The organism is Virgibacillus phasianinus (assembly GCF_002216775.1).
GTDB classification, from domain to species: Bacteria; Bacillota; Bacilli; order Bacillales; family Amphibacillaceae; genus Virgibacillus_F; species Virgibacillus_F phasianinus.
Window position 1 is genome coordinate 1,842,556 of the sequence record NZ_CP022315.1, and the last position, 23,840, is coordinate 1,866,395.

Below are 23,840 nucleotides of genomic sequence, written 5' to 3' on the forward strand. Positions count from 1 at the left end.
CCTTATACTCTAGGTAAACCTTAATTTCACTTGAGGTAAATAGGATTAATCATAGATAAAGAGGGTGTACAAATGAGTTCGAATTTGATGTTGAAAGCTGAAGGCATTTCAAAATCATTCCCTGGTGTTAAGGCATTGTCAGATGTAAGTTTTAATTTGAAAGGGGGGGAAATTCACTCTTTAATGGGAGAGAATGGTGCTGGCAAATCTACATTAATCAAGGTGTTAACAGGTGTTCATGAAAAGAACGCCGGTACCTTTTATTTAAAAGGCAAGAAAATTGAACCAAAATCACCACAGGAGGCACAAAAGTTAGGGATAAGTACTGTTTATCAAGAAATAAATTTATGTGGAAACCTTACTGTTGCAGAAAATATATTTATCGGAAGGGAACCCAAAAAAAACGGAAGAATTGACTGGAAAGAAATAAATAAACGTGCTGGGAAGATTCTCTCCGAACGATTAAATATTTCTATTGATGTAAGTAAGTTATTGTCATCCTATTCTACGGCTATCCAGCAAATGGTTGCTATAGCAAGGGCAGTTGATATCTCTAGTGGGGTCTTAATCCTCGATGAACCAACATCCAGTTTAGATAAAAATGAAGTTCAGAAATTATTTGAAGTAATGCGGAACTTAAAAAATGAAGGGATGGCCATTATTTTTGTTAGTCATTTTTTGGACCAAGTTTATGAAATAACTGACCGTATTACTGTCTTAAGAAATGGTCACCTAATCGGTGAATATGAAACAAAAAAGCTATCAAAACCAGATTTAGTATCGAAAATGATCGGAAAAGAATTGGGAGAAAATACTAGTCAGCCCAAGAAAAATTCAAAAGGTCTCAGTGATGAATTATTTCTAGACGCTACTGGCTTTGGCAGAAGAGGGACAATAAGTCCAATTGATTTAAGTTTACGTAAAGGAGAAGTATTAGGTCTAGCGGGACTATTGGGCTCTGGAAGGACAGAGGTTGCCAAGTTGATTTTTGGTATAGAAAATAACGATCAAGGTGTTCTTGTAATTGATAATGAAAGAATTAGGGCTATGAATCCAAGAACTGCAATAGAAAAAGGCTTAAGCTTCTGTCCGGAAGATCGAAAAGTAGAAGGCATTGTGAACGATTTGACCATTAGGGAAAACATTGTATTAGGTCTGCAAACAAAGAAAGGGTTATTTAAATACATCCCGATGAAAGAACAAAAAGAAATATCTCAAAAATATATTGATTTGCTCAGAATCAAAACACCAAGTATGGAACAAAGAATAGATAATTTGAGTGGCGGAAATCAGCAGAAGGTAATTCTAGCAAGGTGGTTAGCCACTAACCCTAAACTATTAATATTAGATGAACCAACAAGGGGAATTGATGTTGGTTCAAAGGGTGAAATTAGAAGGCTAATTTTGGATTTGGCAAATGAAGGAATAACCATTTTATTTATTTCTGCGGAATTAGATGAATTGGTAGCTTGCTGTGACGAAGTAGTTGTACTGCGTGATCGCAAAAAGATTGGGCATTTGGAAAAGCATGAAATCAGTGTATCTAACATTATGGATATGATCGCAAAAGGGGATGGTCTTATTGAAACAAATCCTGTATAAATTCACTCGAACCAAAATATTTTGGCCAATCCTTGCCCTTGCTGTACTTCTAATCCTTAACCTTCTGCTAATTCCTGGTTTTTTTTCAATAGAAATCAAGGATGGTCACCTATTTGGAAGTCTAATTGATATTTTAAATCGCGTTGTTCCATTGTTGATTATTTCTATTGGCATGACCATTGTTATTGCAAAAGAAGGAATTGACATATCGGTTGGATCTGTATTAGCTATTTCAGGGGCATTGGCTGCTTCTATCATGGAAAGCTCTTCTGTTTGGGTGGCCTTGATTGCCGCAATAGGTATTGGTATTGTCTGTGGGCTATGGAACGGCATGTTGGTATCAGTATTTGATATACAGCCTATGGTTGCAACTCTTATTTTATTGATTGTTGGCAGGGGAATTGCTCAATTAATTACTGGTGGACAAATCCTAACAATTGACAATAAAATCTACGACTATATTGGTTCCGGATTTCTATTAGGTCTTCCTTTCCCGATATTTATAGGTTTAGCTGTTTTTCTCATTTTGCTATATATGAAGAAAAGAACAGCATTGGGGCTATTTATTGAATCCATCGGAAACAACATGACTGCAAGTAAATTTGCAGGAATTCAGCCTAAAAGAATTATCTTAATCGGATATGCAATCTGCGGTGTGTGTGCTGCAATCGCAGGAATTATTGTCAGTGCAAATGTGAGTAGTGCGGATGCCAATAATGCCGGTTTATGGATTGAATTGGATGCCATTTTGGCGGTTGTAATTGGTGGGACATCCATGCGTGGGGGAAGGTATTTTCTTAGTGGAACCGTTGTAGGAGCATTGTTTATTCAATCCTTAACGACGACTATCTATTCTGTTGGAATTAATCCACAGATAATAATGGTAGTTAAAGCTATAGCGGTTATTATCGTATGCCTTTTCCAGTCAGAGAAATTTAGGTTGGCGTTTTTGCAGTTTGGAAAAAAGAAGGTGCCATTACAATGAAATACTTCAAATTTAACATGAAAGAGAACCATATTTTCATTTTAGCAACGATGATGCTAATTATACTGATGTATGGATATGGATCTATTTCCTTCACAGGATTTGCAAGTACACAGGTGTTCCTTAATTTATTTATCGATAATGCATATTTAATTATTGTAGCAACCGGTATGGCATTTGTCATTATTACTGGAGGTATTGATTTATCAGTTGGAGCATTTGTTGCGTTTATCAGTATGGTTTCAGCATCACTATTACAACTGGGTTTAAATGCTTATCTAGTTATTTTGATATCTTTACTTATCGGAATTGCATTTGGTGCATTCCAGGGCTATTTAATTAGCCAGTTTGATCTACATCCGTGGATTGTAACACTAGCAGGGATGTTCTTAGCAAGAGGCGCAAGTTTTCTTATTAGTACAGACAGTATTGTAATTACAAATGAAACTTATAGCAGTCTTTCCCAGTTCAAATTGTATTTGTTTGGGGACAGCTACATTTCAATAGGGGTAATAATTGCAATAATTGTTGTTGCTGTTTCCCTCTACATGGCGAAATTCACGAAGTTTGGAAGAAATGTATATGCTATCGGCGGAAATGTCGGATCGGCAAAATTAATGGGATTACCAGTTAAAAAGACGACAATTTGGGTCTATATCTTTTCGAGCTTTTGTTCAGCATTAGGCGGAATAGTATTTACATTATATATGCTTTCGGGTTATGGGCTGCATTTAATGGGGATGGAAATGGATGCTATTGCGGCCTGTGTTATTGGTGGCATTCTCTTAACTGGGGGATTTGGCTATCTAATCGGACCAACCCTAGGTGTATTGAGTATGGGAATTATCCAGACCATTATTATGTTTCAGGGCACTCTAAGCTCTTGGTGGACTAAAATTGCAATCGGAGTTCTTTTGCTCTTGTTCATCGTATTGCAACGACTTGTTGTCATGAGAAGAGGAAAAAGGGATGCTATTCAGTTGGAAAAACAGGCAGATACTTTGGAGGTTGAACCCAAGGTTGCTTCCGGTGAATATAAATAGACCTTATCCCGCCTGGTGCTCCAGCTTTGGGACTTTAACGTGAAACCATCTATATGCATTCCGATACAGGTGGGAAGTCGCAATTTAAAAAGGGTACTGAAAAAGTGGTGGATATTAAAAAATATAGCTTTTCACCTTCGCATAGCATCTTGAATATACGGAGACTCCTGCGGGAAGTGAGAGATCGGCGAGACCCCGGAGGACGGCAGTCCGAGGAGGCTCACCACTCGCCCGCGGAAAGCGCAGTATATTCAAGATGCGATGATAGATCCACATATTTGTGTATTAAGTATACCTTTTTCAGTGCCCACCAATTTAAAGGGGGTGTTTTATAAGGGGATGGAAATAGATTAGAGGAAGAATTTTGGGTGCATGTTCATTAATCAAAACAGGGAGGGTATTTATTTGGTTACAGGATTAAAAGCTGGCAGATTCGTCTTTGCAATTGTTCTTACTCTGTTTTTTTCAATTGCAATATATTCGCTAGGATTAGCACATGTGCAGGCGAAAGAGGATAGTTCTCAACAGAATGGATTAAAGGGAGACTTTTATATTAGCTCGGAACCCGGAGCCTTTGACTTTTCAGAGAAAAAGGCAACCATTGTTTCTCCGAATATTAATTTTGGAAACTTAAATCCAACGTTAAAAACGTTAACAGGACAGGAGGATGACGTTACAGTAAGATGGACCGGTCAAATTAAACCTGAATACACAGAAGACTATACATTTTCAATGATTGGCGACAACGGCTTTAGACTATGGATAGATAATCAACTAGTTATTGATCACTGGGTAAATGATTGGGACATTGAGCAGGTCAGTGAACCTATTTCTTTAGAAGCGGGAAAAACGTATGACATAAAAATTGAATACTTTGAGGACCATGGGGGCGCGCATTTGAAATTAAATTGGTCCAGTGCCAGTCAGGAGAAAGAAATTGTGCCTAACAATAGATTGTATCTCCCTGAAGGTTTTACTAATGAAGGACCTATCAGCTCAAGCGTTTCCGAAAGCGGAAAAACAATTGAGATGAATTTTCAAAGCGAATTAAATGAAGTCCCGGAAAATGCAAATGATCACTTTACGACAATTGGAAATAGCAAGCCTACATCTATTTCGCTAAAAGAAGATGATCCTTCCACACTTATACTCGAATTGGACTATCCAATTACCAGCAAGGATGATGAAAACTTATTGGTGACTTACGATGGCGAGGGTCAACTAACAAAAAAGGATGGGGATGTGCTTCCTTCATTTAGCACCATGGTAAAAAATAACTCTACCTTTATTATTTCATCAAAATGGGCAGATGAGGTTACGGCTGATAATGTTCTCCCTGAATATCCGCGTCCGCAAATGGTGCGTGAGGATTGGATGAATTTAAACGGCGAATGGGAGTTCCAAGAGGCTTCTGAAGGTGATGATTTACCTGCTGGGAAGACTTTAGATGAAAAGATTCTAGTCCCGTTTGCAGTTGAGTCCAGGTTATCAGGAGTTGAACGCCACGAAGATCATGTGTGGTATAAGCGTAACTTTACTATACCAGAGGGGTGGACCGGTGACGATATCCTATTACATTTCGGTGCAGTTGATTGGAAGACTGTAGTCTATGTAAATGGAGAAGAAGTTGGTTCCCATAAAGGTGGTTATGATTCTTTTGATTTTAACATAACCGATTTCCTTAAAGAAGGAAATAATGAATTAATTGTTGAGGTTTACGATTCTACATCAACAAGCAGAGCTCTGGGAAAACAACGGCTGAATCCAGGAGGTATCTTTTATACTTCGGTAACAGGAATCTGGCAAACTGTTTGGCTTGAGCCAGTATCAAATGCGCATATCGAAAACCTTAAAATGACACCGGAGATTAATGAAGAATATTTGGAATTAGTTGTTGAAGGTTCGGAACTTAACGGTGAAACTATCGAAACGATTGCCTATAAAGATGGAGAAGAGGTTGGTAGAGCTACTGGTGCTGTAGGTGAGGAAATTCAAATACCGGTTCCAGATCCTAGGTTATGGTCCACTACCGATCCATTCTTATATGATCTTAAAGTTAAATTAAAAGATGGTCAGAATACGATTGACGAAGTTTCAAGTTATTTTGGAATGAGGGAAATTTCGCTTGGTAAAGTGGACGGTACACTTCGTCCATTATTGAACGGCGAATTTGTTTTTCAAATGGGGCCGCTTGATCAGGGATACTGGCCTGCAGGACTCTATACTGCACCTACAGATGAAGCCTTAAAATTTGATATTGAGGCTGCTAAGGAACTAGGGTTTAACATGATTCGAAAGCATGCAAAAGTGGAACCACAGCGTTTTCACTATTGGGCGGACAAGTTGGGTATGCTCGTATGGCAGGATATGCCTAGCATGTTTGACAATAACCCTTCCGATGAAGATGCTGAACAATTTGAGCATGAATTTGATGAAATAATCAAAGAGCACTACAACTCGCCATCTCTAATCGTATGGACTGTTTTTAACGAAGGATGGGGACAGTACGATACAGAAAGAATTACGGAATGGGTAGAAGATACTGATCCTACACGTCTTGTTAATAATGCCAGTGGTTGGACAGATAAGGGAGTCGGGGACATGATAGATTTTCATTGTTATGTAGGACCATGTTCACCTACACCGACAGATGATAGGATTGCTGTTCTAGGTGAATACGGTGGACTTGGTTTGCATGTTCCTGGACACGAATGGAATTCAAATGTATTTAATTATGAAATGCAGGATAGTAAGGAACAGTTAACCAATCGTTATCTCGGGTTGATTGAACAGATAAAACAATACAAAGAAAATTCTGGCCTAAGTGCAGCAGTTTACACGCAAATTACTGATGTTGAGATAGAAATTAATGGTTTGCTAAGCTACGATCGTAAAGTGGAGAAGGTTGACTTTGACAAGCTGAGAAAAGCCCATAAAGAACTAATTGGTCAAGTAAATGTTAGCGACCTTCTTGAACTAATTAATCAAACCCAATCGTTACTGGATAATGCAGAAGCAGGTGAAGAACCGGGTCAATATCCACAGGATTCCATTGATGCATTAGCAGCTGCGATAACAAAAGCACAAGATGTAGCGAACAAAGACGATGCAACACAAAGTGAAATAAAAAATGCTATTCATGCGCTGAAAGACGCAGTATCTTTATTCAAGGACCAAATCAATCCACCGATTCCTGAAGGGGCTGAAGTAGATCATTTTAACAATGGCACTTTAGCTGAGGAATGGATGATTTACAATGAAACGGAAGAGAAAAAATGGAGTCTGACTGATGTTGCCGGTAAATTGCGGCTTCATACATCACAAGGAGATTCCTATCAGGAGCAGAATCAATTAAAGAATGTTTTCTTAAGGGGAGCTCCTTCCGAAGATTTTGAAATAACAACAAAGGTAACTGCTCCAATCAATCAAAATCATCAACAAGCAGGTCTGTTTGTTTGGGAAGACGAAGATAATTATGTGAGGTTTGGCCACGTCTGGGATACAATTGCAAATACAGGATATAGCTTAGAAACTGCAAAAGAAGAGGGCGGGCAATATTCCAAAGCGGAAAACATGGTCTCCCATCCAGGTAACGATACGATGTATTTAAAGATTAAGAAAGAAGGTAATCTATTTACTACGTATTATTGGGATGGAAGCGAATGGGTACAGGCAGCAGATTCGATTACGGCTTCACTTGACGATATTAAGATAGGATTCTATGCAACCTCTACTTTTGCTGATGACATCTATGCTGACTTTGACTACTTTACTATCAAATCACCAGAGGACGTAAGCATTGAATCGATACAGACTCTTATTAATGAGTATGAAAATGGAGGCGAAATTGAGCAGCCATTGGCTAAAAAACTAAGTAATAAACTAGATCAGGCTGAGCACCAATTAGATAAGGGCCACATAAATCAAGCTATTAAGAAGATGAATGGCTTCCTGAAGCATTTGAACAATAAAGCGATGGATAAATTTATAACAGATAACGCGAAGGAGAACCTTAATAAGGTGGCCAATAAATTAATAGATTCATGGAAATAGATTTATAAAATGAAAAGCCCCTCATCTTAAAAAGATGAGGGGAAATATTTTAATGGGTTAGTGAAGGAGGAACAATAGTGAAAAGAGTATTTGGAATACTTACAGCAATCATCCTCTTAACGGGCATGTTTAGTGCAACTCCAGATGTTCATGCTGCTGATACAACGATAGAGGGCCATGGATTGTTGGGTGAATTCTTTAATTGTGAAAGAAACCCTGATAACCGAGAAGATATTAATGTATTTAATTTTGACGATTTTCGTGGAGAAAGTACTGTAGAAAATTTAAATGGTGACTCTTTTATAGGCATTTTTAATGAATTAATAGGAAAACCTGATTATAATACTGCGCGTTTTACAGGGACCATCGTACCAGAATATACGGAGGATTATACCTTCTATATGGAAGGTGATGATGGGTTCAGGCTATGGATTAATGGAGAGTTAGTCATTGACTTTTGGGAGCAAAAGTGGGAAATCGAACAAAGTAGTGCTCCGATATCCTTAGAAGCTGGAAAACATTATGATATCAAGGTTGAATATTTGCAAGGATGGGGTGGTTCTTGGCTTCGTATGGGCTGGGAAAGTGCAAGCCAGGAAAGAGAAATTGTTCCAGAATCTGCACTATATTTACCGTTAGATCATATTATTTCAACTCAAAAGGATGAATTAAGTGGAGAAATCGGAAAGATAGATTACCTGATGGAAAACTTTGCCGATAAAGTAAATGAAGGTGCATTAAATAACTTAAATACAGTGAAACTAACCACGCAGGAATTGCTTGATACAATTGATGACAAAGCGATTAGTGATAGGGAAAAGGCAGACCTATTAATAGATGCTACTGAAAACGCATCTATCGCTCGTTCCGATTTTATGAAAGAAATGGGAGTCACAAGTTCGTCTGTACACGACAAATTTAACAACCCTTTATATCAAGGACAGGACCCATTTGTAACCTATAAAGACGGGTTTTATTACTTTGTATCCTCTAGTAACTTAGACTCTAACAATAAAATTTATGTGTCCAAATCCCGTACCTTGACAGACCAAGGTGAAAAGGTAATGGTATTTGATTCACAGGGAACACAGACCCGTATTTTTGCTCCAGAAATCTTCTTCTTTGATGGCAAATGGTATATTTATTACTGTGCCGACTTGGAAGATTATGATTACAGACATATGGCAACTGTATTGGAGTCTGTCACTGATGACCCACAAGGGGAATATGTGAATAAAGGTGCCTTATATACTGGTGAAGATGGTCAGTATAAACAAGCAAACGACTTTACGGTACTAGACTATAATGGACAATTATATGCTATTTGGGGTACTTTGGGATCCGGAGAACCAATTGGCCCGGCAATTGCTCCAATGGATAATCCTTATACGATTACAGCAGACCGCTCTATCATAGGTGGTGGTGGGGAAGGTCCTCGTATATTACAAAGAGATGGAAAAGTATTTATCGTAGTTTCCGAAGGTGATTATCAATCAAATGATTATCGTTTATCTTATTTAATGAATAAAGATGGGGACATTTTGAACAAGGATTCTTGGACCCGTACAAATGATGTTTTCCTTTCTACTGATGATGTATCAGGACCTGCCAGGGCAAGTTTTGTGAAATCGGCAGATGGTACAGAAGATTGGATGATGTACCATTCACGTGTGTATAAAGATACGGAACGAAACTGGTGGCGTCAAGTAAACATTAAGGAATTCGGTTGGAATGAAGATGGAACTCCTGATTTTGGCGAGCCCGTTTCTCCATATGAATGGCAAGACTTGCCTTCTGGCGATTTGGGACAAGGCGATATGTATCAAGCAGAAGATGCAATTCATTATGGCGATATTACAAAAGACGACAGCCATGCAAATTATCAAGGAACTGGTTATATTAACCTGCCTAACAAATCTGGCGCGGAAGCAAGTTTTGTAGTAAATGCGGAAGAAAAAGGTGATTATATTGTAGGTGTGAGATATGCCTATGGTGTACAAGTGGATGGAGAGTCGACAAGTAATCCCACGACACAATTACCTGCAAGAGCAAAAGTCAATGTATATGTAAATGGTGCACATGTGAAAACAATAACACCAGATAAAACAGCAATCAGCTGGGAGGAATGGTTTACCGCATCTGAACGTTTGGCCTTAAAAGAGGGTAAAAATGTAATCAGTTATCGTATCGATAATGACAGTATAGGTAATGTAAATTTAGACTACTTAACTATGTACAAAGCAGATGTACCAAATCAAATTGCTCCAACAGTACCTGCAACGGATTTGGCTATGGATTCACATGCACAGGTAAATGTAGGTAAAACATTGCAACTAAATGCAACAGTAGAGCCGGCAAATTATACAAATAAAATTATTTGGACTTCCGACAATCCAGATGTAGCAGTTGTAAATTCAGCAGGCATGGTAACCGGTAAAGCAGCAGGAACTACTACGATCAAAGCAACCATTGATGGTCATGAAGTATCCTGTGAACTGACAGTTCTAAATCCCGTTAATGTTAGTTCTCTCGAAATCATGGGTGAACATGGAGATTCGGAGATTAGAACTAAAGGTGGAACACTTCAATTATCAGCAAATGTTCTGCCGGAAAATGCAACTGAAAAGTCAGTAACATGGACAATTGAAGAAGGTGGTAAGTACGCAAGCATATCGGAAACGGGGCTAGTGACTGCAAAAGGAAAGGGAACTGTGGTCGTCAAAGCAGCATCTGTCAGTAATCCTGACATTACGGACACCTTTGAAGTGAAAATAATCGGGTTGGATTCCGTAACTGTTACTGTCGATGAATCAACATTAGTTAGAAACCAGACAATAGACCTAGAATTAAATGGAAAAAACAATAAGAATGCGACAGTTGATTTAACGAAAGCAACCGTTAATTATGTTAGCAGCAATGAGAATGTTATAACTGTTGAAAATGGAAAAATAATCGCACATAATACTGGAACAGCTGAAGTATATGCGGATGTAACGCTAAATGGTTATTCTGTTCAATCGAACAAGCTGAAAATAACCGTAACAACCAATATCAAATCCATACAACAGCTCATTGATCAATATGTGGATGCCGGGGAAATAGGTCATCCTCTGGCTAAAAAACTAAGCAATAGGCTAAATCAAGCTGAACACCAATTGGTAAAGGGCCACATAAATCAAGCTATTAAGAAAATGAACGATTTCTTGAAACACTTGAACAATGATGCGATGAATAAATTTATTACCGACAAGGCGAAGGAAATTCTTAATAAGGATGCTGATGCTTTAATTAAGTCTTGGGAATAGGCATACGGAAAGTACGGGTTTTGGGATTCCGTTAATTTAGAACTGCGGAAGAAACGTTTTCTATTCTTGATGAAGAAGATTAAATAGAGCAGGAAAAGGGGAAGCAATTTTAGCATTGTCTCTATAAACGAGGGTGTTTCGATAGTTTAACTAGGGGTATTAAAAAAGTTTCCTATAACTAAAATAACTGAGCGCAGGTGATTCATTGCGCTCAGTTATTTTTTTGCTTAGTCAAACGGGATCCTCCACATTCCAATCCATGTAATTGTATTCGAGTGGGGCAGGGGCCGTCCATATTAGTGTTTGCATTAGTTAGAATGGAACAATCTAATTTATCAATTCATGGAAAAAATCATATTTTTCGATTGTACTTCGGTAAGTTCCTTGGTCAAGAATAGCTTGGGCACTAGTATATCGTCCATAACAACTTTGATGAACAACAGTATTAAATTCATCTAAAAACACTTTGTCTTTATTTTTGTAAAACCTTTCACATACAGGACATTTTAAACGGTAGAAGTCATTATTATTCAATTCGTTTTCCCCCATTGGTTTCGTTATTTTTGTGTTACGTTGTTACTAAGTACACGACGAGTCCCTTCTTTATTATGCTTCAAGGAAAAATTCCCAGTACTACCTTCATGATAAGTAATCAGTTCCTCTTCATTTGAAAAGAATAGTTTGATTATGTATTTCGCGAAGTAGTCGCCAATACATTTATCTAAATATTTATCTCTATAAAACTGGTTGACGGTTTTTCAAACAACCACTGATTCTGCTCAATCACAATTGTGATGTAGTTCATATTTACCACTTGCACTAATACTATTGTACTATTTATCTTTGTAATGTGAAAGGATTTTTTTAAGAATGTTTTTTCGTAATGATCACGCTGATTCATTACCATACTTAGCTCAAAAGAAACCCTAGAAACTTCTATCCGGTAATTTGATTACGGCCAAGGAAATGTATCGGCAGACAGGTGATTACCACCTCACATCTTCTGTTAAAAAGTCATACGTATATAGAATTATAAATGTTATACTTGTTGTACTATTTTGACCAATTTTCAGTTGGTCAATCTTTATCAATCAAGCCAGATTGTATGAGTTACCTTATTTGTGTTTTGGACAAAAATACGGGGAGGAATCCAAATGCAAAATAAATTAAGAAAATCTGCAAAAGACAAATCTATATCTGGAGTTTGTGGAGGCATTGCCGAATATTTTGGTATATCTTCCCTTGGGGTAAGGATTATCTTCATTGTTTTAACTCCTGCCAATCTGCTCATATATATAATTCTAGCAAACACAATCCTCGATAGTCCGCCGTCACTGTAAGTAGTACTTTTTTCAGTGGCGCGATTGTTGAAGACCAAAGCCTAATTAGGCTTTTTTATCCTTCTTTATTTTAAAAATATCCCATTGTTAGTATAAAAAATATTGCTCCCTAGGCTAAACTTATTTTCTTTGTAGACAGTAAATACAGTTGAATAGGAAACAAGCGATTTCCTCTGCTAATGACTCATCAAGATACATGAAAGTAGTAAACGGTACATAAATATGAAGGTATACTGAACATTAATGAATTTAGTCAAGGTTGTTTTTTGCACATTAGTATAAAAATAAATATCTTAGGCTTTCGCCATTCATTCTTGGCGATAAGCCAAGATTTTCTATCATAAATATCAAAGTATTACAGGGGGAATAGCCATGAGCATTGAACTTTTTTCACAGGCTCCAACAGCTCTTCAGGTATATAAAGCTGGAGATCCAAATCCCAAAAAAATAAAGCGAATTGTTTATGGACAGGCTACATCAGACGCAAATGGCATAGCTAAACTTTATTTTACAGACAATGGATTGGCTAATGGTAATTCGTTATTGCAAACTATTGACCATGCGACATCAAGTGTATATTCTACAAGTTCTACTATAAACGCAAGACCAAGAGTACAAATGCGAGAGAAGAATGTTACTGCAAAATATGTGTCTGCCAATGTTACCAATATTAGTGGTGTAACATTGTTGGGAATTAAGGTATTAGGTTCAGAAAACCCAGTAAGTGGAATTGTTGTAGATTTTATGATTCTAGGTAGTTTTAATGGTTAAAAAAAACGCCAAAGGGTTTGAGTTGTTTGGCCAACCCCAGCTTGAAGCGCTAAAAACCGATTCCCCTAATGTAAAGGATAATCGGTTTTTCGTTATATCATAGGATGATGTGATTCACGTTGTAAAATCGGTGGTAGATGTTGGTGTGAAATTGACAACTTGCAAGACCACAGGACTATCAGCGATGATCGGATCGCCTCCGGCCGGAACATCGATTGCTAATGAACCAACGCCAGTAGCTCCGGGTGTGTACGTTGACAAACCTTCCATTTGGGCCACACCATTAACATACACAGTAAAATAACTGTTATCCGTTGCTAATTGTGGAAGCTCAGTTACTGCTGAACCATCATCTTGGAAAAAGTCAGCTGCATCAATGGTTAATGTGCTCCCGGGAGCGGTATCGGTGGTTGTGACATTGAAAAAACTGGCTGCATTAGGTTCGACATTGGTCGTGACTGTCCCCCCAATTTGCAACTTCATTAATTGAAGAGCTATATCTATTTTCACCTCGCTAATTGTGATTTAACTATTACCACTATTAACTTATGAAAATGAAAACAAGGATGTTTGGACAGTAGCTGTGTTTTATCAAAATCCACCCATATCCATTAATCATATAATAAATAGGGAAGAGAACTGCATGGAATAAGTGGGGTCATCCTTTAACAATTACAAATAAAAGAATAATGGGAGCATCGGTTGGGGGAGGGTCGCTTGATTTTAAGTGAAGGGCGCTTCCTCCAGATCGTAAATGGATGGGGGCTGTAAAACGCCATTTACAAACAAATTTGTATAGGAAACGTTGTTAGGATTTAGTATGTCGCCACTTCCGTATTGTTTTAAAGCGTCCTGATTCGTATAAATCTTTTTATCCTCTTTAGCAAGCGCAATATATTGGACAGTCTCCAAGCCAATACTGGGATTTGGAGTGGATCCCGTGGATACATTGATTGTGATGGAAGGGTTAAATGACGGATTGAATGTATTTGTATTTACAGGGCTGTTTTTGGGACTTCCCCTGCACTCCTTACAGCAATGCTCGCATGTCCCTTTGCAACGAAGGTCTTCGTCAAATGAACTTTTTTTGGTATATCTGGGATGACAATATTTCTTTTTCAATTTGAGTGTCTCCTTTCCTCAACGTGTTGTTTTAATTATCATATTTAAGCAACAAAGGCAATGCTTGTGCGGATGCCAAGATTGTAGAGGAAAGTGCAGTCTGATGACGGAGTATTTGTTTTACATAGTAAAAACCAGGATTGTTTGCTATAAAAAACCGATTTTATCCGTTTGTCCAGACTCTATTTTAAAATCAATTATTCTACCATCTCCTCATTGTTTTTAATCATCTGCTGAACCAGCGTACTGGAGTTAAAGTCGGTGTTACCACGCAGTAATTCCAAGTAGAAGTTATGTGTTTGTAACGTCCGCTTGATGTTGCTTGTGTGTTTGAAATGGATCATATTCGGCTTGATAATTTCATAAATAGTTTTACCGATTTCGATGACAAATGGGTTATTTGTTGCTTCCAGAACTGCATGATGAAATTCTAAATCTATCTCGGCGAGTTCCTCAGGACTTAAGCTAGAATTCATTCTTTCCTTTTGCGACTGATAGACTTCTTCAATTTTACTGATATCCTTGTTTCCATCTGTGATGATCATGTTTATTAATAGAACCTCAAAGTGCTGGCGAAACTCGATAAGCTGCTCCATGCTGTTACTATGCATAATCAAACTGAATATTAGCGGATTTAATGAAAAGTGAGAGGGGTTATTTGTAATAAACATTCCTTCGCCACGTTTAATTTGGATTACCCCAATAGCTTCTAAAATCTTAATTGCTTCTCTGACAGGGGTTCTGCTTACCCCTAATTTCTCCATTAATTCCTTTTCAGTGGGCAGTTTGTCACCTGGTTTTAATTCTCCGCTGAGAAGATTATCTTTAATAATTAATACAATTTCTGAGGATATGGTGCGATTTAAGCTGATTTTATCAATGGAAAAAGTCATTATGATCATCTCCTTATTTCACAATGGCTGCGCCTACAATTGCGCACTTCAATATTTGATAAATAAAATTTTTCAGTCAATTTATATTTACAAACGAAATTTAATTTGGTAGGATGTGTACAACATAGTACATCATACGTAGTAAGTAGATATCCCTAAATATACTATATATTTTGATTTCTGTATAGGGGAAGAAAATTCGCTAGTATGTGAGCGTACAAGAATCACATTAAAAATGGGGAAGGAAGCTAAATTATACGTAACTTTGGATTAGTAATTTGTGCCTTTCTGTAAGCGTTGCCAATAAGTAATCACTTTTTTCTTTGGAAGGGGTTGAAGTCTTTCTCAAATGATTAGGATAAAGGCTTTCGTGTCAATTAACATCCAAGATCAAATTCCATAATAGTTACTCATATTACATTGTGAAATCACATGAATTTACGAAGGGAGTATTGACTTTGGAGAATAAAAAAAGAAAGCAGGAACGCCGTTTTGCAATAGCTAACCGGGAAGCCATTATTGGTTGTATATTGGCCGTCATTAATTTTGTATGGTGGTACGGTTTTGCCTATGGACTGGGTTCGAAACCGCCTGAAGAATATACTTACATACTGGGGTTTCCGGCATGGATCTTTTTCAGTTTGATTTTGGGAACGCTTTTCATGTTTGTGCTGGTTTTTATCGTGGTTAAGTTTTTACTGACAGATATATCGCTGGAGGATGAAGATGAAAACGAAGAAGACGAAGATGAGGTGATGAACGTATGAATTGGAATGTGATTACCCCATTATTATTATTTCTAGTGGTGATTTTCCTGATCGGAATCTGGTCGAACCGGAAATTATCGAAGGCAGAGGGCTTTCTAAGCGATTATTTTCTTGGGAGCCGTGAGTTTGGAGGATTGGTTCTGGCCATGACCATGGTAGCAACCTATGGCAGTGCATCCAGTTTCTTAGGTGGGCCGGGTGCAGCGTATACCATTGGATTTGGCTGGGTTTTGCTTGCGATGACCCAAGTGGCAACAGGATATTTTGTGCTGCTGATATTGGGAAAGAAGTTCGCAATTGTAGCAAGGCGGTATAATGCCGTAACGCTGATTGACTTCTTGAAAGAAAGATATAAAAGTACAGCAGTTGTCCTGTTAGCAGCTTTCAGCATTATCGTCTTTCTTTTCTCTGCAATGGCCGCCCAATGGGTTGGGGGAGCATATCTCATTCAGTCGGTGACAGGAATTAATTATACGGCTGCTTTGTTTATTTTTACGGCATCTGTCTTGGTATATGTAACGATTGGCGGTTTTCGCGCTGTTGTTATCACAGATACGGTTCAGGGAATTGTCATGCTTTTTGGAACAATACTATTGCTTGTTGCTGTAGTCATCGCTGGGGGCGGATTATCCACTATTTTTTCTGATTTGGTATCTATTAATCCAAATTTAATTACACCTTTTGGTCATGACGGTTCATTAACAGCTTCCTACGTATCTTCTTACTGGATCCTTGTCGGTGTTGGTGTTGTTGCTGTACCACAGGTTGCCGTTAGGGCAATGTCCTATAAAAATTCTAAATCCATGCATCGAGCAATTATGATAGGGACTGTTGTAGTAGGAACGATTATGCTTGGGATGCATTTAATCGGTGTGTTTGCGAGACCGGTGCTGCCAGGGATTGAAGTAGCGGACAAGGTTATTCCATTTATTGCTTTAGAGGTAGTGCCGCCATGGCTTGCCGGTATCCTCCTTGCTGGTCCTTTAGCAGCAATTATGTCGACGGTAGACTCGTTGTTGTTGTTAGTCAGCTCATCGATTGTCAAGGATGTTTATTTAAATTACCTCAAACCAAAGGCAACGGAAAAACAGATTAAAACAGTAAGTATGAGTGTGACTGCGGTAATCGGTATTGTTGCTTTTCTGCTAGCCATTAGTCCGCCTGATTTGTTAATCTTTTTGAACCTATTTGCATTTGGCGGGTTAGAAGCTGCGTTTATGTGGCCGCTTATATTAGGGTTGTATTGGAAATATGCCAATAAAACTGGAGCGATTGCTTCGATGATTACCGGTATTGGTTCTTATATTGCCATTCACTTTTATAATCAGGCTTTTGGCGATTTATTCGGCGTACATACCGTTACAGTTCCGGTGTTTCTTTCGTTGATTGTATTTGTGGTGTTTAGTTTGATCTTTAAGCAGGAAGCCTATGAATTTCCGACACGGAATATTAGAAAGGGAGCGTAGGGGAGATATTCTGGTGGTCCATCCGGGCATTTAGATTGAAAAGTGTACTCCCATCCTTTTTCATCGAGTGCACTGAAAAAGTGGTGGATGTTAATAATTTCATTTTTCACCTATACTTAGCATCTTGAATATACGAAGACTCCTGCGGGAAGTGAGAGATCGGCGAGACCCCGGAGGACGGCAGTCCGAGGAGACTCGACACTCGCCCGCGGAAAGCGACGTATATTCAAGATGCGATGATAGATCCACATATTTTGTTCTAAATTTCCCTTTTTCAGTGGTCTCTTTTCATCCACTGTGGAAACCCTACCATATTTTATACTATAAAAACTATCAAACTAGTAAGGAGTGATGTTTCATGAAATTAGTGATGGACTGGAATGAATGGTCTGATCTTGATGCCATGGGTATTGCGGAATTGGTACGGAATGGTGAGATTACCCCGCGGGAAGTGGCCCAACAGGTTTCCGCTGGCGTCGAGGCCTTAAACCCTGAGATCAACTCCGTCATTGAGATTTTTGATGACGTTGTCAAAGATCCCTTGAAGGATGGGATGGATCCTGAAGGGGTCTTTGCGGGCGTGCCATTTTTAATGAAGGATTTAAGTTCAACTGTCAAAGGCCGCCTGCAGGAAATGGGTTCGCTTATGATGAAGGGAAACCGCGCTACTGCTGATAGTTTCCTGACCAAACAAATCCGTAACGCTGGTCTTAACATTATCGGTCGAACGACAACGCCAGAGTTTGGCCTTTGCAGTTCGGCAGAGAACCCGGACGTCTATATTACGCGAAATCCGTGGAATCTTGACTATACAACTTGCGGCTCCTCGGCTGGTACGGCGGCCTCGGTTGCAGCAGGAATCATTCCAATCTCCCATGCAACGGATGGTGGTGGTTCGATTCGAATTCCTGCAGGTGTGAACGGCAACATCGGTTTGAAACCGTCCCGTGGCGTTTTTTCAGCGGCCCCGAACAGTTCCGACCTGATGAATGTAGTTTCTGCTCAAGGGTGCCATACGCGAACGATCCGTGATACTGCTGCCTTTGTCGATAATTGCAGAGGTGGAGCCCCTGGGGAGTTCATGCCGTATTGGAAGCCGTCTGAGTCATACACCGAGCAAATCCGGCGCGATCCAAAAAAACTTCGTATCGCTGTTTCACATGAGTGGGGTGATTACCGGGCAACACCGCATATTGTAGCTGAATTGGAACGTGCGGCTCATTTCCTGGAGGGACTTGGCCATCACGTGGAGTGGGTTGTTCCCGATGTTAATCTTCATGCCGCCTACGAAGCACAAACTTCGGCATATATCATGAAATTTGCGCAAACGATTTCGAACATACTGGAGCAAAAGGGCCTGGAACGTCCACCTGCTGATCTGATTGAACCGATGTGTATTCGGGTCTTTGAAGAGGGACGATTTGCCAGCTATGCGGAACGCGCCAGGATGCAGGGAGTATTTAATAAAACCTCCCGGGAGCTTGCAACCTTCTTTGAGGACTGGGATATTATCCTGACACCGGTAATGGCCTCGCCCACGCCATTACTTGGAACGAAAGAGTATTTGACGATTAGTGATAACCCCTCCGTCTATAATTGGTTCGAGAATCTCTGGGGCATATTCGCGTATACTTCGATTGCCAATCTCTGCGGTCTTCCGGGCATTTCGCTGCCAATGGCTGAGATGGAAAATGGAATGCCGTTTGGAATTCACGCACTCGCGCGGCAAGGAGACGATGGATTGCTGCTTCAGCTGGGTGCCCAAATCGAGCGTGCACTAGATGGGAAATGGAATCATGGCAGGAAACCCGCTGTCCATGTTTCAGAAATTTAATTAAGTATATGGATTCGGATTGCTGGAAGGGGCAGTTCTTATCTTAAAGGATAAGAATGTATAAAATATGTCTAGCTCCAGCGCCCAGAAGCTGCCGTCATAAGCAATGGACACTACGAACGCGAAACCCATGCGTTCTACGGTCCCTTGCTTATGCGTCCGCTTCTAAACGGGGCGCCCTGAGCTTTTCTTACACTTTAAGAAAGCATAAATCTTTATCGGTATAAAGTATAAAAAAATCTAAGGCTTTCGCCATTAGTTCTTGGCGACAAGCCAAGATTTTCTAACAAAAAGGATGATTCGAATGAACGTAGATAAGATTGCGATTTTACCTGGGGACGGAATTGGCCCGGAAGTGACAAGGGAAGCAGTGAAGATATTACAGACACTTTCCGAAATTGATTCGACCTTTCAAATGGAAACCAAAGAATTTAACTGGAATAGTGATTACTATCTGGAACATGGACGAATGATGCCTGAGGATGGGCTCGATCAGTTAAAAGATTTTGACGCCATTTTATTCGGTGCGATTGGAGATTACCGGGTGCCGGACTCCGTTACGATATGGAATTTAATTTTGCCAATTCGAAAACATTTTCAGCAATACGTTAATTTTAGACCGGTCAAGCTTCTCCGTGGAATGGAAAGCCCCTTGAAACAGGATAATCCGATTGATTTTGTCATTATCCGTGAGAATAGTGAGGGGGAATATACCGATTCGGGTGGCAATATGTTTCACGGGGAAACGAGGGAAATGGCAATACAGAACACGGTGATGACAAGGCAGGGTATCACGCAAATTGCTGAATTTGCGTATCAATATGCCCGGGAACATGGTCTAACGAAAGTAACGAATGCAACAAAGTCAAACGTCGTTGTCCATGCAATGTCATTTTGGGATCGGATGGTAGAGGAAATTGCTGACAAGAACAAGGATATCGCCTATGAAAAATATTATATTGACGCCTTGGCTGCCTATTTTGTCCAGCGGCCGAAATCTTTCGAAGTGGTACTCGCGTCCAATTTATTCGGTGACATTTTATCGGATTTGGGATCAGCCATCGTCGGAGGGCTGGGGCTTGCCCCGTCTGGAAATATAAACCCAAGTGGTGAATTTCCTTCCATGTTTGAAGCCGTGCACGGATCTGCTCCGGATATCGCTGGAAAAGGTATTGCCAATCCCATGGCCCAAATCTGGTCAGCAGCGCTCATGCTGGAGCATTTAGGAAGAAGAGATCTGCATGACGCTGTCTTAACAGCCATGGAAGAAGTTTTGGAAGAGAAAAAAGTGTTAACGCCGGATATTGGCGGGACGGCGTCAACTGTGGAAATTGGAGACGTTATTGCCGGGAAACTGAAAAAAATAATGGGGTGATGTAATGACATTGAAAGGGAAAACGATGATTGTAACAGGTGCCGCTGGAGGAATGGGAAAAGCTACTGTAGCATTATTGCTGGAAGAAGGAGCAAATGTAGCTGGTTGTGATTTACATACGGATTCGCTTGATGAATTTAATGGCCACCCCGGTTTTATGGCATATCAAGGAAATCTACTAGCAGAAGATACGGTACGTCATATTTTTAAAGAAACCTTTGATCGTTTTGGATCCATTGATGGGCTGGCCAATATTCTCGGGATTGCTCAAAGCGCAACACCGATTGAAGACTGCAGCCTGGATGACTATCGAAAAATCATGGATGTGAATATGACTAGTATTTTTTTAACATGCCGGGAAGCTGCTCACTATATGAGAAAACAGCAGCAGGGAAAAATTGTTAATATTGGTTCGGTATCCACAACTAGACCAAGGCCAGGCCTGCAATGCTATGTTGCTTCCAAAGGGGCGGTAGAGTCTTTTTCCAAAGCGCTTGCCTTGGAGCTGGCAGCAGACCAGATTAATGTGAATGTTCTTCATCCTGGTCCAGCTGATACAACTATGCTTGGACAATTTTCAGGAGAAGGTGCGAATGTGGATGATACGAAAAAAGAGGTCTTTGAAAAAAGTGTGCCACTTGGCAGATTATTGAAACCAGAAGATATTGCACAGTCGGTTAAATTCCTGTTGTCAGAAGAAACAAATATGGTTACAGGATCCGTTTTACATGTAGATGGGGGAAGAAATATCTAATTTGAGCCAAAGGAGAGGATCTTTTGAAAGCATTCCAAATGTACATTGACGGGAAATGGACGAAGGGTACCGGTACCGACACAATCGATGTGAAGAATCCGTCCAGCGGGGAAATTATTGCCACGATCCCCCGCGGAACAGAGGAAGATGTGAATCGGGCAGTGCAGGCTGCGAAGGCTGCATTTAACGGGGAAGAGTGGCGAAAGGTAAAAGCGTTTGAACGTGGCGAAATTTTATTTCAAATTGCCGACAAACTGAAATCACACAGAGATGAATTGGCTGAACTGGAATGCATAGACGTAGGAAAACCACTTTCGCAGGCATATGCGGACGTGGATGCAGCGATTCGGTATTTTCGGTTTTATGGTGGTGCCGCGGATAAAGTGATGGGCGATACCATTCCGATTGAAGATGGTTTACTGGATTATGTGGTGCGTGAACCGGCCGGAGTAACTGCGCACATTATACCGTGGAATTATCCCCTGCAAATTACTTCGCGCAGTGTTGCAGCGGCAATTGCTACCGGAAATACAGTTGTAGTGAAAAGCGCGGAGGATACACCAATGACAGCAATGAGGTTAAGTGCGTTTTTTGAGGAGATTAATTTGCCAGCAGGTGTGTTTAATCATGTGACCGGTTATGGACAGGAAGCTGGGGCAGCTTTATCAGGTCATCCGCTCGTTAACCATGTTACGTTTACCGGCTCAGTTGGTACGGGGATTGCCGTTGGACAAGCTGCCATGGCTAATGTCGTACCTTCAACCTTGGAGCTGGGCGGAAAATCTCCGAATATTGTATTTGCCGATTGTGATAGGCAGAAAACCGTGGAAGGTGTGGTCCGGTCTATTATTCAGAATGCAGGACAAACCTGCTCTGCGGGAGCAAGACTGTTAGTAGAGGAATCGTTTAAACAAGAATTTTTGGAAAAAGTCGTAGAGCGGTTCGGAAATCTGACGATTGGAGCAGGGATTCAGGATAAAGACCTGGGGCCGATTTTGAACGATAAACAATACCATCATGTAATGGATATGATTGATCTGGCGAAAGAGGAAGGAGATATCCTTGTCGGCGGAAATTCGGTGAAGGTAGAAGGATATGAAGGCGGACTTTATATACAGCCGACCATTATTGACGGGATTAGCAGGGACAGCAGGCTTGCACAAGAGGAAATTTTCGGTCCTGTGTTAACTGTTTTTACGTTTAAGGATATCGAGGAAGCGTTGGAATTAGCAAACAGCACGGATTACGGCCTGGTAACAGGTATTTGGACAAAGGATATAAGTACAGCCCACTATTTAGCAAGCAGAATTGATTCCGGTCAAATATTTATCAATAATTATGGCGCTGGAGGCGGCGTGCAAATGCCATTCGGCGGTTATAAGAAAAGCGGGTTCGGCAGAGAAAAAGGATGGACCGCGCTATATAATTATACCGTAATGAAGAATGTGGCGGTTAAGTATAGCTGATGTGGGGACTTTGATGGAGGGGGACAGTCCCCATTTAAATGGGGACTGTCCCCCGTTGCACTAACGCGCTAAAGTGTTTTCGATCAGAGACTTCTGTTGCAGGGTGATAAATGGATATTTCACTCTGCAATGGGTCAACATCGTTTCGTGATGAAATGTTTGACAACTCACAATATTTATAATAGAATAACTGTATACAATTACACAAAGAATGGGGGTGAACTAAATGAATCGTTTATTTAACCAATCTTCACCTCGAAGGATTTCCGCTAAGGATCTGGCATATTTTGAATTAAAACAAAAAATATTAGAAGGAATACTGGCGCCTGATGAGGTATTAGTTGAGGAGGAGTTGTCACAAGAATTAGGCGTTAGTCGTACACCGCTGCGTGAAGCGTTGCAAATACTAGTTTTTGAAAATTTAATTGAACGCCAATCAAATGGACGACTTAAGGTTGCTTCTATGTCCATTAAAGAAGTAGAAGAAATCTTTAATGTAAGGAGCAAACTAGAAGAAATAGCGGTTGAACAGGCTACGGAAAATGCAACCGAGGATGATATGAACCATTTAACCAATATTGTCTATATGATTAAACAGACGTACGGCGATGGGAAAATTGATGATCTTTTGTATTATGGTAACAAATTCCACAACTATATCTATGATTTAAGTGAAAACAGAACAGTAAAGAATATCATTTCGCAATTGAATGACCATATTTATCGATATAAACGGATCATCTTTAATGAAAAAAATTGCGGTGTTATGGATGATTCTGAAGAACATGAATTAATTTTGGAACGTATTGTGCAAAGAGATAAGGCTGGTGCCAAATCAGCAATGAAAAAGCATATCCAAAATAGCTTGAAGGATGCAGTCCACGCAATTAAAAAATCCAAATACTACGATGAAAATGACCAGGTAGATGAAGTCCAATAAGCTAATTATTACCGATAGGCTAGTTTTAACACAAGGCCTATTCATTTTTAACGCTTAGATTGTATACAATTATACAAATTCAAAAAAGCACTTAGTAGAGGAGTAAATCTTTTCGGTATAAAGT

General features: G+C 39.8%; 18 protein-coding genes. 14 read left to right on the forward strand and 4 right to left on the reverse strand.

Annotation, left to right across the window (positions count from 1 at the left end):
* Nucleotides 1-72: 72 nt before the first annotated feature.
* The 5 genes from CFK37_RS09090 to CFK37_RS09110 all read left to right on the forward strand — a co-directional run bounded on the left by CFK37_RS09090 (nucleotide 73) and on the right by CFK37_RS09110 (nucleotide 10,988).
* Nucleotides 73-1,602: a sugar ABC transporter ATP-binding protein gene (locus tag CFK37_RS09090; protein ID WP_089061561.1), complete on the forward strand. Its 1,530-nt coding sequence runs from the start codon at nucleotides 73-75 to the stop codon at nucleotides 1,600-1,602.
* Nucleotides 1,583-2,587, forward strand: coding sequence for an ABC transporter permease (locus CFK37_RS09095; RefSeq protein ID WP_245837344.1), 1,005 nt, complete (start codon nucleotides 1,583-1,585; stop codon nucleotides 2,585-2,587). The genes CFK37_RS09090 and CFK37_RS09095 overlap by 20 nt, the downstream gene beginning before the upstream one ends.
* Nucleotides 2,584-3,630: a galactofuranose ABC transporter, permease protein YjfF gene (yjfF, locus tag CFK37_RS09100; protein ID WP_089061563.1), complete on the forward strand. Its 1,047-nt coding sequence runs from the start codon at nucleotides 2,584-2,586 to the stop codon at nucleotides 3,628-3,630. Before CFK37_RS09095 ends, yjfF begins: the two co-directional genes overlap by 4 nt.
* A gap of 405 nt (nucleotides 3,631-4,035) precedes the next feature.
* On the forward strand, nucleotides 4,036-7,683 hold the full coding sequence (locus CFK37_RS09105) for an FIMAH domain-containing protein (RefSeq protein WP_216639620.1): 3,648 nt from the start codon (nucleotides 4,036-4,038) through the stop codon (nucleotides 7,681-7,683).
* Between the two features lie 77 nt (nucleotides 7,684-7,760).
* The gene (locus tag CFK37_RS09110) at nucleotides 7,761-10,988 is read left to right on the forward strand and encodes a family 43 glycosylhydrolase (protein ID WP_089061565.1); all 3,228 of its coding nucleotides are present in this window, start codon (nucleotides 7,761-7,763) and stop codon (nucleotides 10,986-10,988) included.
* 327 nt (nucleotides 10,989-11,315) lie between these two features.
* Here the strand turns inward: CFK37_RS09110 and CFK37_RS09115 are convergent, their stop codons facing one another.
* Nucleotides 11,316-11,522: a hypothetical protein gene (locus CFK37_RS09115; protein ID WP_089061566.1), complete on the reverse strand. Its 207-nt coding sequence runs from the start codon at nucleotides 11,520-11,522 to the stop codon at nucleotides 11,316-11,318.
* Nucleotides 11,523-12,142: 620 nt separating this feature from the next.
* On the opposite strand from CFK37_RS09115, the gene CFK37_RS09120 reads away from it, so the two are divergent.
* Together CFK37_RS09120 and CFK37_RS09125 are read left to right on the forward strand one after the other, a co-directional pair.
* Entirely contained in the window at nucleotides 12,143-12,328 is a 186-nt protein-coding gene (locus CFK37_RS09120) for a PspC domain-containing protein (RefSeq protein WP_089061567.1), read from the forward strand.
* A 372-nt stretch (nucleotides 12,329-12,700) separates the two neighbouring features.
* Entirely contained in the window at nucleotides 12,701-13,099 is a 399-nt protein-coding gene (locus CFK37_RS09125; RefSeq protein ID WP_089061568.1) for a hypothetical protein, read from the forward strand.
* Nucleotides 13,100-13,213: 114 nt separating this feature from the next.
* Here the strand turns inward: CFK37_RS09125 and CFK37_RS09130 are convergent, their stop codons facing one another.
* From CFK37_RS09130 to CFK37_RS09140, 3 genes are all read right to left on the reverse strand, one after another.
* Nucleotides 13,214-13,597, reverse strand: coding sequence for a DUF4183 domain-containing protein (locus tag CFK37_RS09130; protein WP_089063595.1), 384 nt, complete (start codon nucleotides 13,595-13,597; stop codon nucleotides 13,214-13,216).
* Between the two features lie 225 nt (nucleotides 13,598-13,822).
* A complete protein-coding gene (locus CFK37_RS20405; RefSeq protein WP_089061569.1) occupies nucleotides 13,823-14,221 on the reverse strand; it encodes a DUF4183 domain-containing protein in 399 nt (132 codons plus the stop codon).
* Between the two features lie 197 nt (nucleotides 14,222-14,418).
* The gene (locus CFK37_RS09140; protein WP_089061570.1) at nucleotides 14,419-15,114 is read right to left on the reverse strand and encodes a FadR/GntR family transcriptional regulator; all 696 of its coding nucleotides are present in this window, start codon (nucleotides 15,112-15,114) and stop codon (nucleotides 14,419-14,421) included.
* 458 nt (nucleotides 15,115-15,572) lie between these two features.
* On the opposite strand from CFK37_RS09140, the gene CFK37_RS09145 reads away from it, so the two are divergent.
* The 7 genes from CFK37_RS09145 (at nucleotide 15,573) to CFK37_RS09175 (ending at nucleotide 23,716) form a co-directional block, all read left to right on the forward strand.
* Nucleotides 15,573-15,881, forward strand: a complete 309-nt coding sequence (locus CFK37_RS09145; RefSeq protein ID WP_089061571.1) for a YhdT family protein — start codon at nucleotides 15,573-15,575, stop codon at nucleotides 15,879-15,881.
* The gene (panF, locus tag CFK37_RS09150) at nucleotides 15,878-17,347 is read left to right on the forward strand and encodes a sodium/pantothenate symporter (protein WP_089061572.1); all 1,470 of its coding nucleotides are present in this window, start codon (nucleotides 15,878-15,880) and stop codon (nucleotides 17,345-17,347) included. The genes CFK37_RS09145 and panF overlap by 4 nt, the downstream gene beginning before the upstream one ends.
* Nucleotides 17,348-17,705: 358 nt before the next feature.
* Entirely contained in the window at nucleotides 17,706-19,181 is a 1,476-nt protein-coding gene (locus CFK37_RS09155) for an amidase (protein WP_089061573.1), read from the forward strand.
* Nucleotides 19,182-19,485: 304 nt separating this feature from the next.
* On the forward strand, nucleotides 19,486-20,556 hold the full coding sequence (locus tag CFK37_RS09160) for a tartrate dehydrogenase (protein WP_089061574.1): 1,071 nt from the start codon (nucleotides 19,486-19,488) through the stop codon (nucleotides 20,554-20,556).
* 4 nt (nucleotides 20,557-20,560) lie between these two features.
* Nucleotides 20,561-21,310, forward strand: a complete 750-nt coding sequence (locus CFK37_RS09165; RefSeq protein WP_089061575.1) for an SDR family NAD(P)-dependent oxidoreductase — start codon at nucleotides 20,561-20,563, stop codon at nucleotides 21,308-21,310.
* Between the two features lie 23 nt (nucleotides 21,311-21,333).
* The gene (locus CFK37_RS09170) at nucleotides 21,334-22,776 is read left to right on the forward strand and encodes an aldehyde dehydrogenase family protein (protein ID WP_245837345.1); all 1,443 of its coding nucleotides are present in this window, start codon (nucleotides 21,334-21,336) and stop codon (nucleotides 22,774-22,776) included.
* A gap of 226 nt (nucleotides 22,777-23,002) precedes the next feature.
* A complete protein-coding gene (locus tag CFK37_RS09175; RefSeq protein WP_089061576.1) occupies nucleotides 23,003-23,716 on the forward strand; it encodes a GntR family transcriptional regulator in 714 nt (237 codons plus the stop codon).
* Nucleotides 23,717-23,840: the final 124 nt, after the last annotated feature.

Excerpts from the sequence above, each read along its gene's own strand:
- CFK37_RS09090 (WP_089061561.1), top strand. The coding sequence starts at position 73 with ATGAGTTCGAATTTGATGTTGAAAGCTGAAGGCATTTCAAAATCATTC.
- yjfF (WP_089061563.1), top strand. The coding sequence starts at position 2,584 with ATGAAATACTTCAAATTTAACATGAAAGAGAACCATATTTTCATTTTA.
- CFK37_RS09120 (WP_089061567.1), top strand. The coding sequence starts at position 12,143 with ATGCAAAATAAATTAAGAAAATCTGCAAAAGACAAATCTATATCTGGA.
- CFK37_RS09125 (WP_089061568.1), top strand. The coding sequence starts at position 12,701 with ATGAGCATTGAACTTTTTTCACAGGCTCCAACAGCTCTTCAGGTATAT.
- CFK37_RS09140 (WP_089061570.1), bottom strand. The coding sequence starts at position 15,114 with ATGACTTTTTCCATTGATAAAATCAGCTTAAATCGCACCATATCCTCA.
- panF (WP_089061572.1), top strand. The coding sequence starts at position 15,878 with ATGAATTGGAATGTGATTACCCCATTATTATTATTTCTAGTGGTGATT.
- CFK37_RS09155 (WP_089061573.1), top strand. The coding sequence starts at position 17,706 with ATGAAATTAGTGATGGACTGGAATGAATGGTCTGATCTTGATGCCATG.
- CFK37_RS09160 (WP_089061574.1), top strand. The coding sequence starts at position 19,486 with ATGAACGTAGATAAGATTGCGATTTTACCTGGGGACGGAATTGGCCCG.
- CFK37_RS09165 (WP_089061575.1), top strand. The coding sequence starts at position 20,561 with ATGACATTGAAAGGGAAAACGATGATTGTAACAGGTGCCGCTGGAGGA.
- CFK37_RS09175 (WP_089061576.1), top strand. The coding sequence starts at position 23,003 with ATGAATCGTTTATTTAACCAATCTTCACCTCGAAGGATTTCCGCTAAG.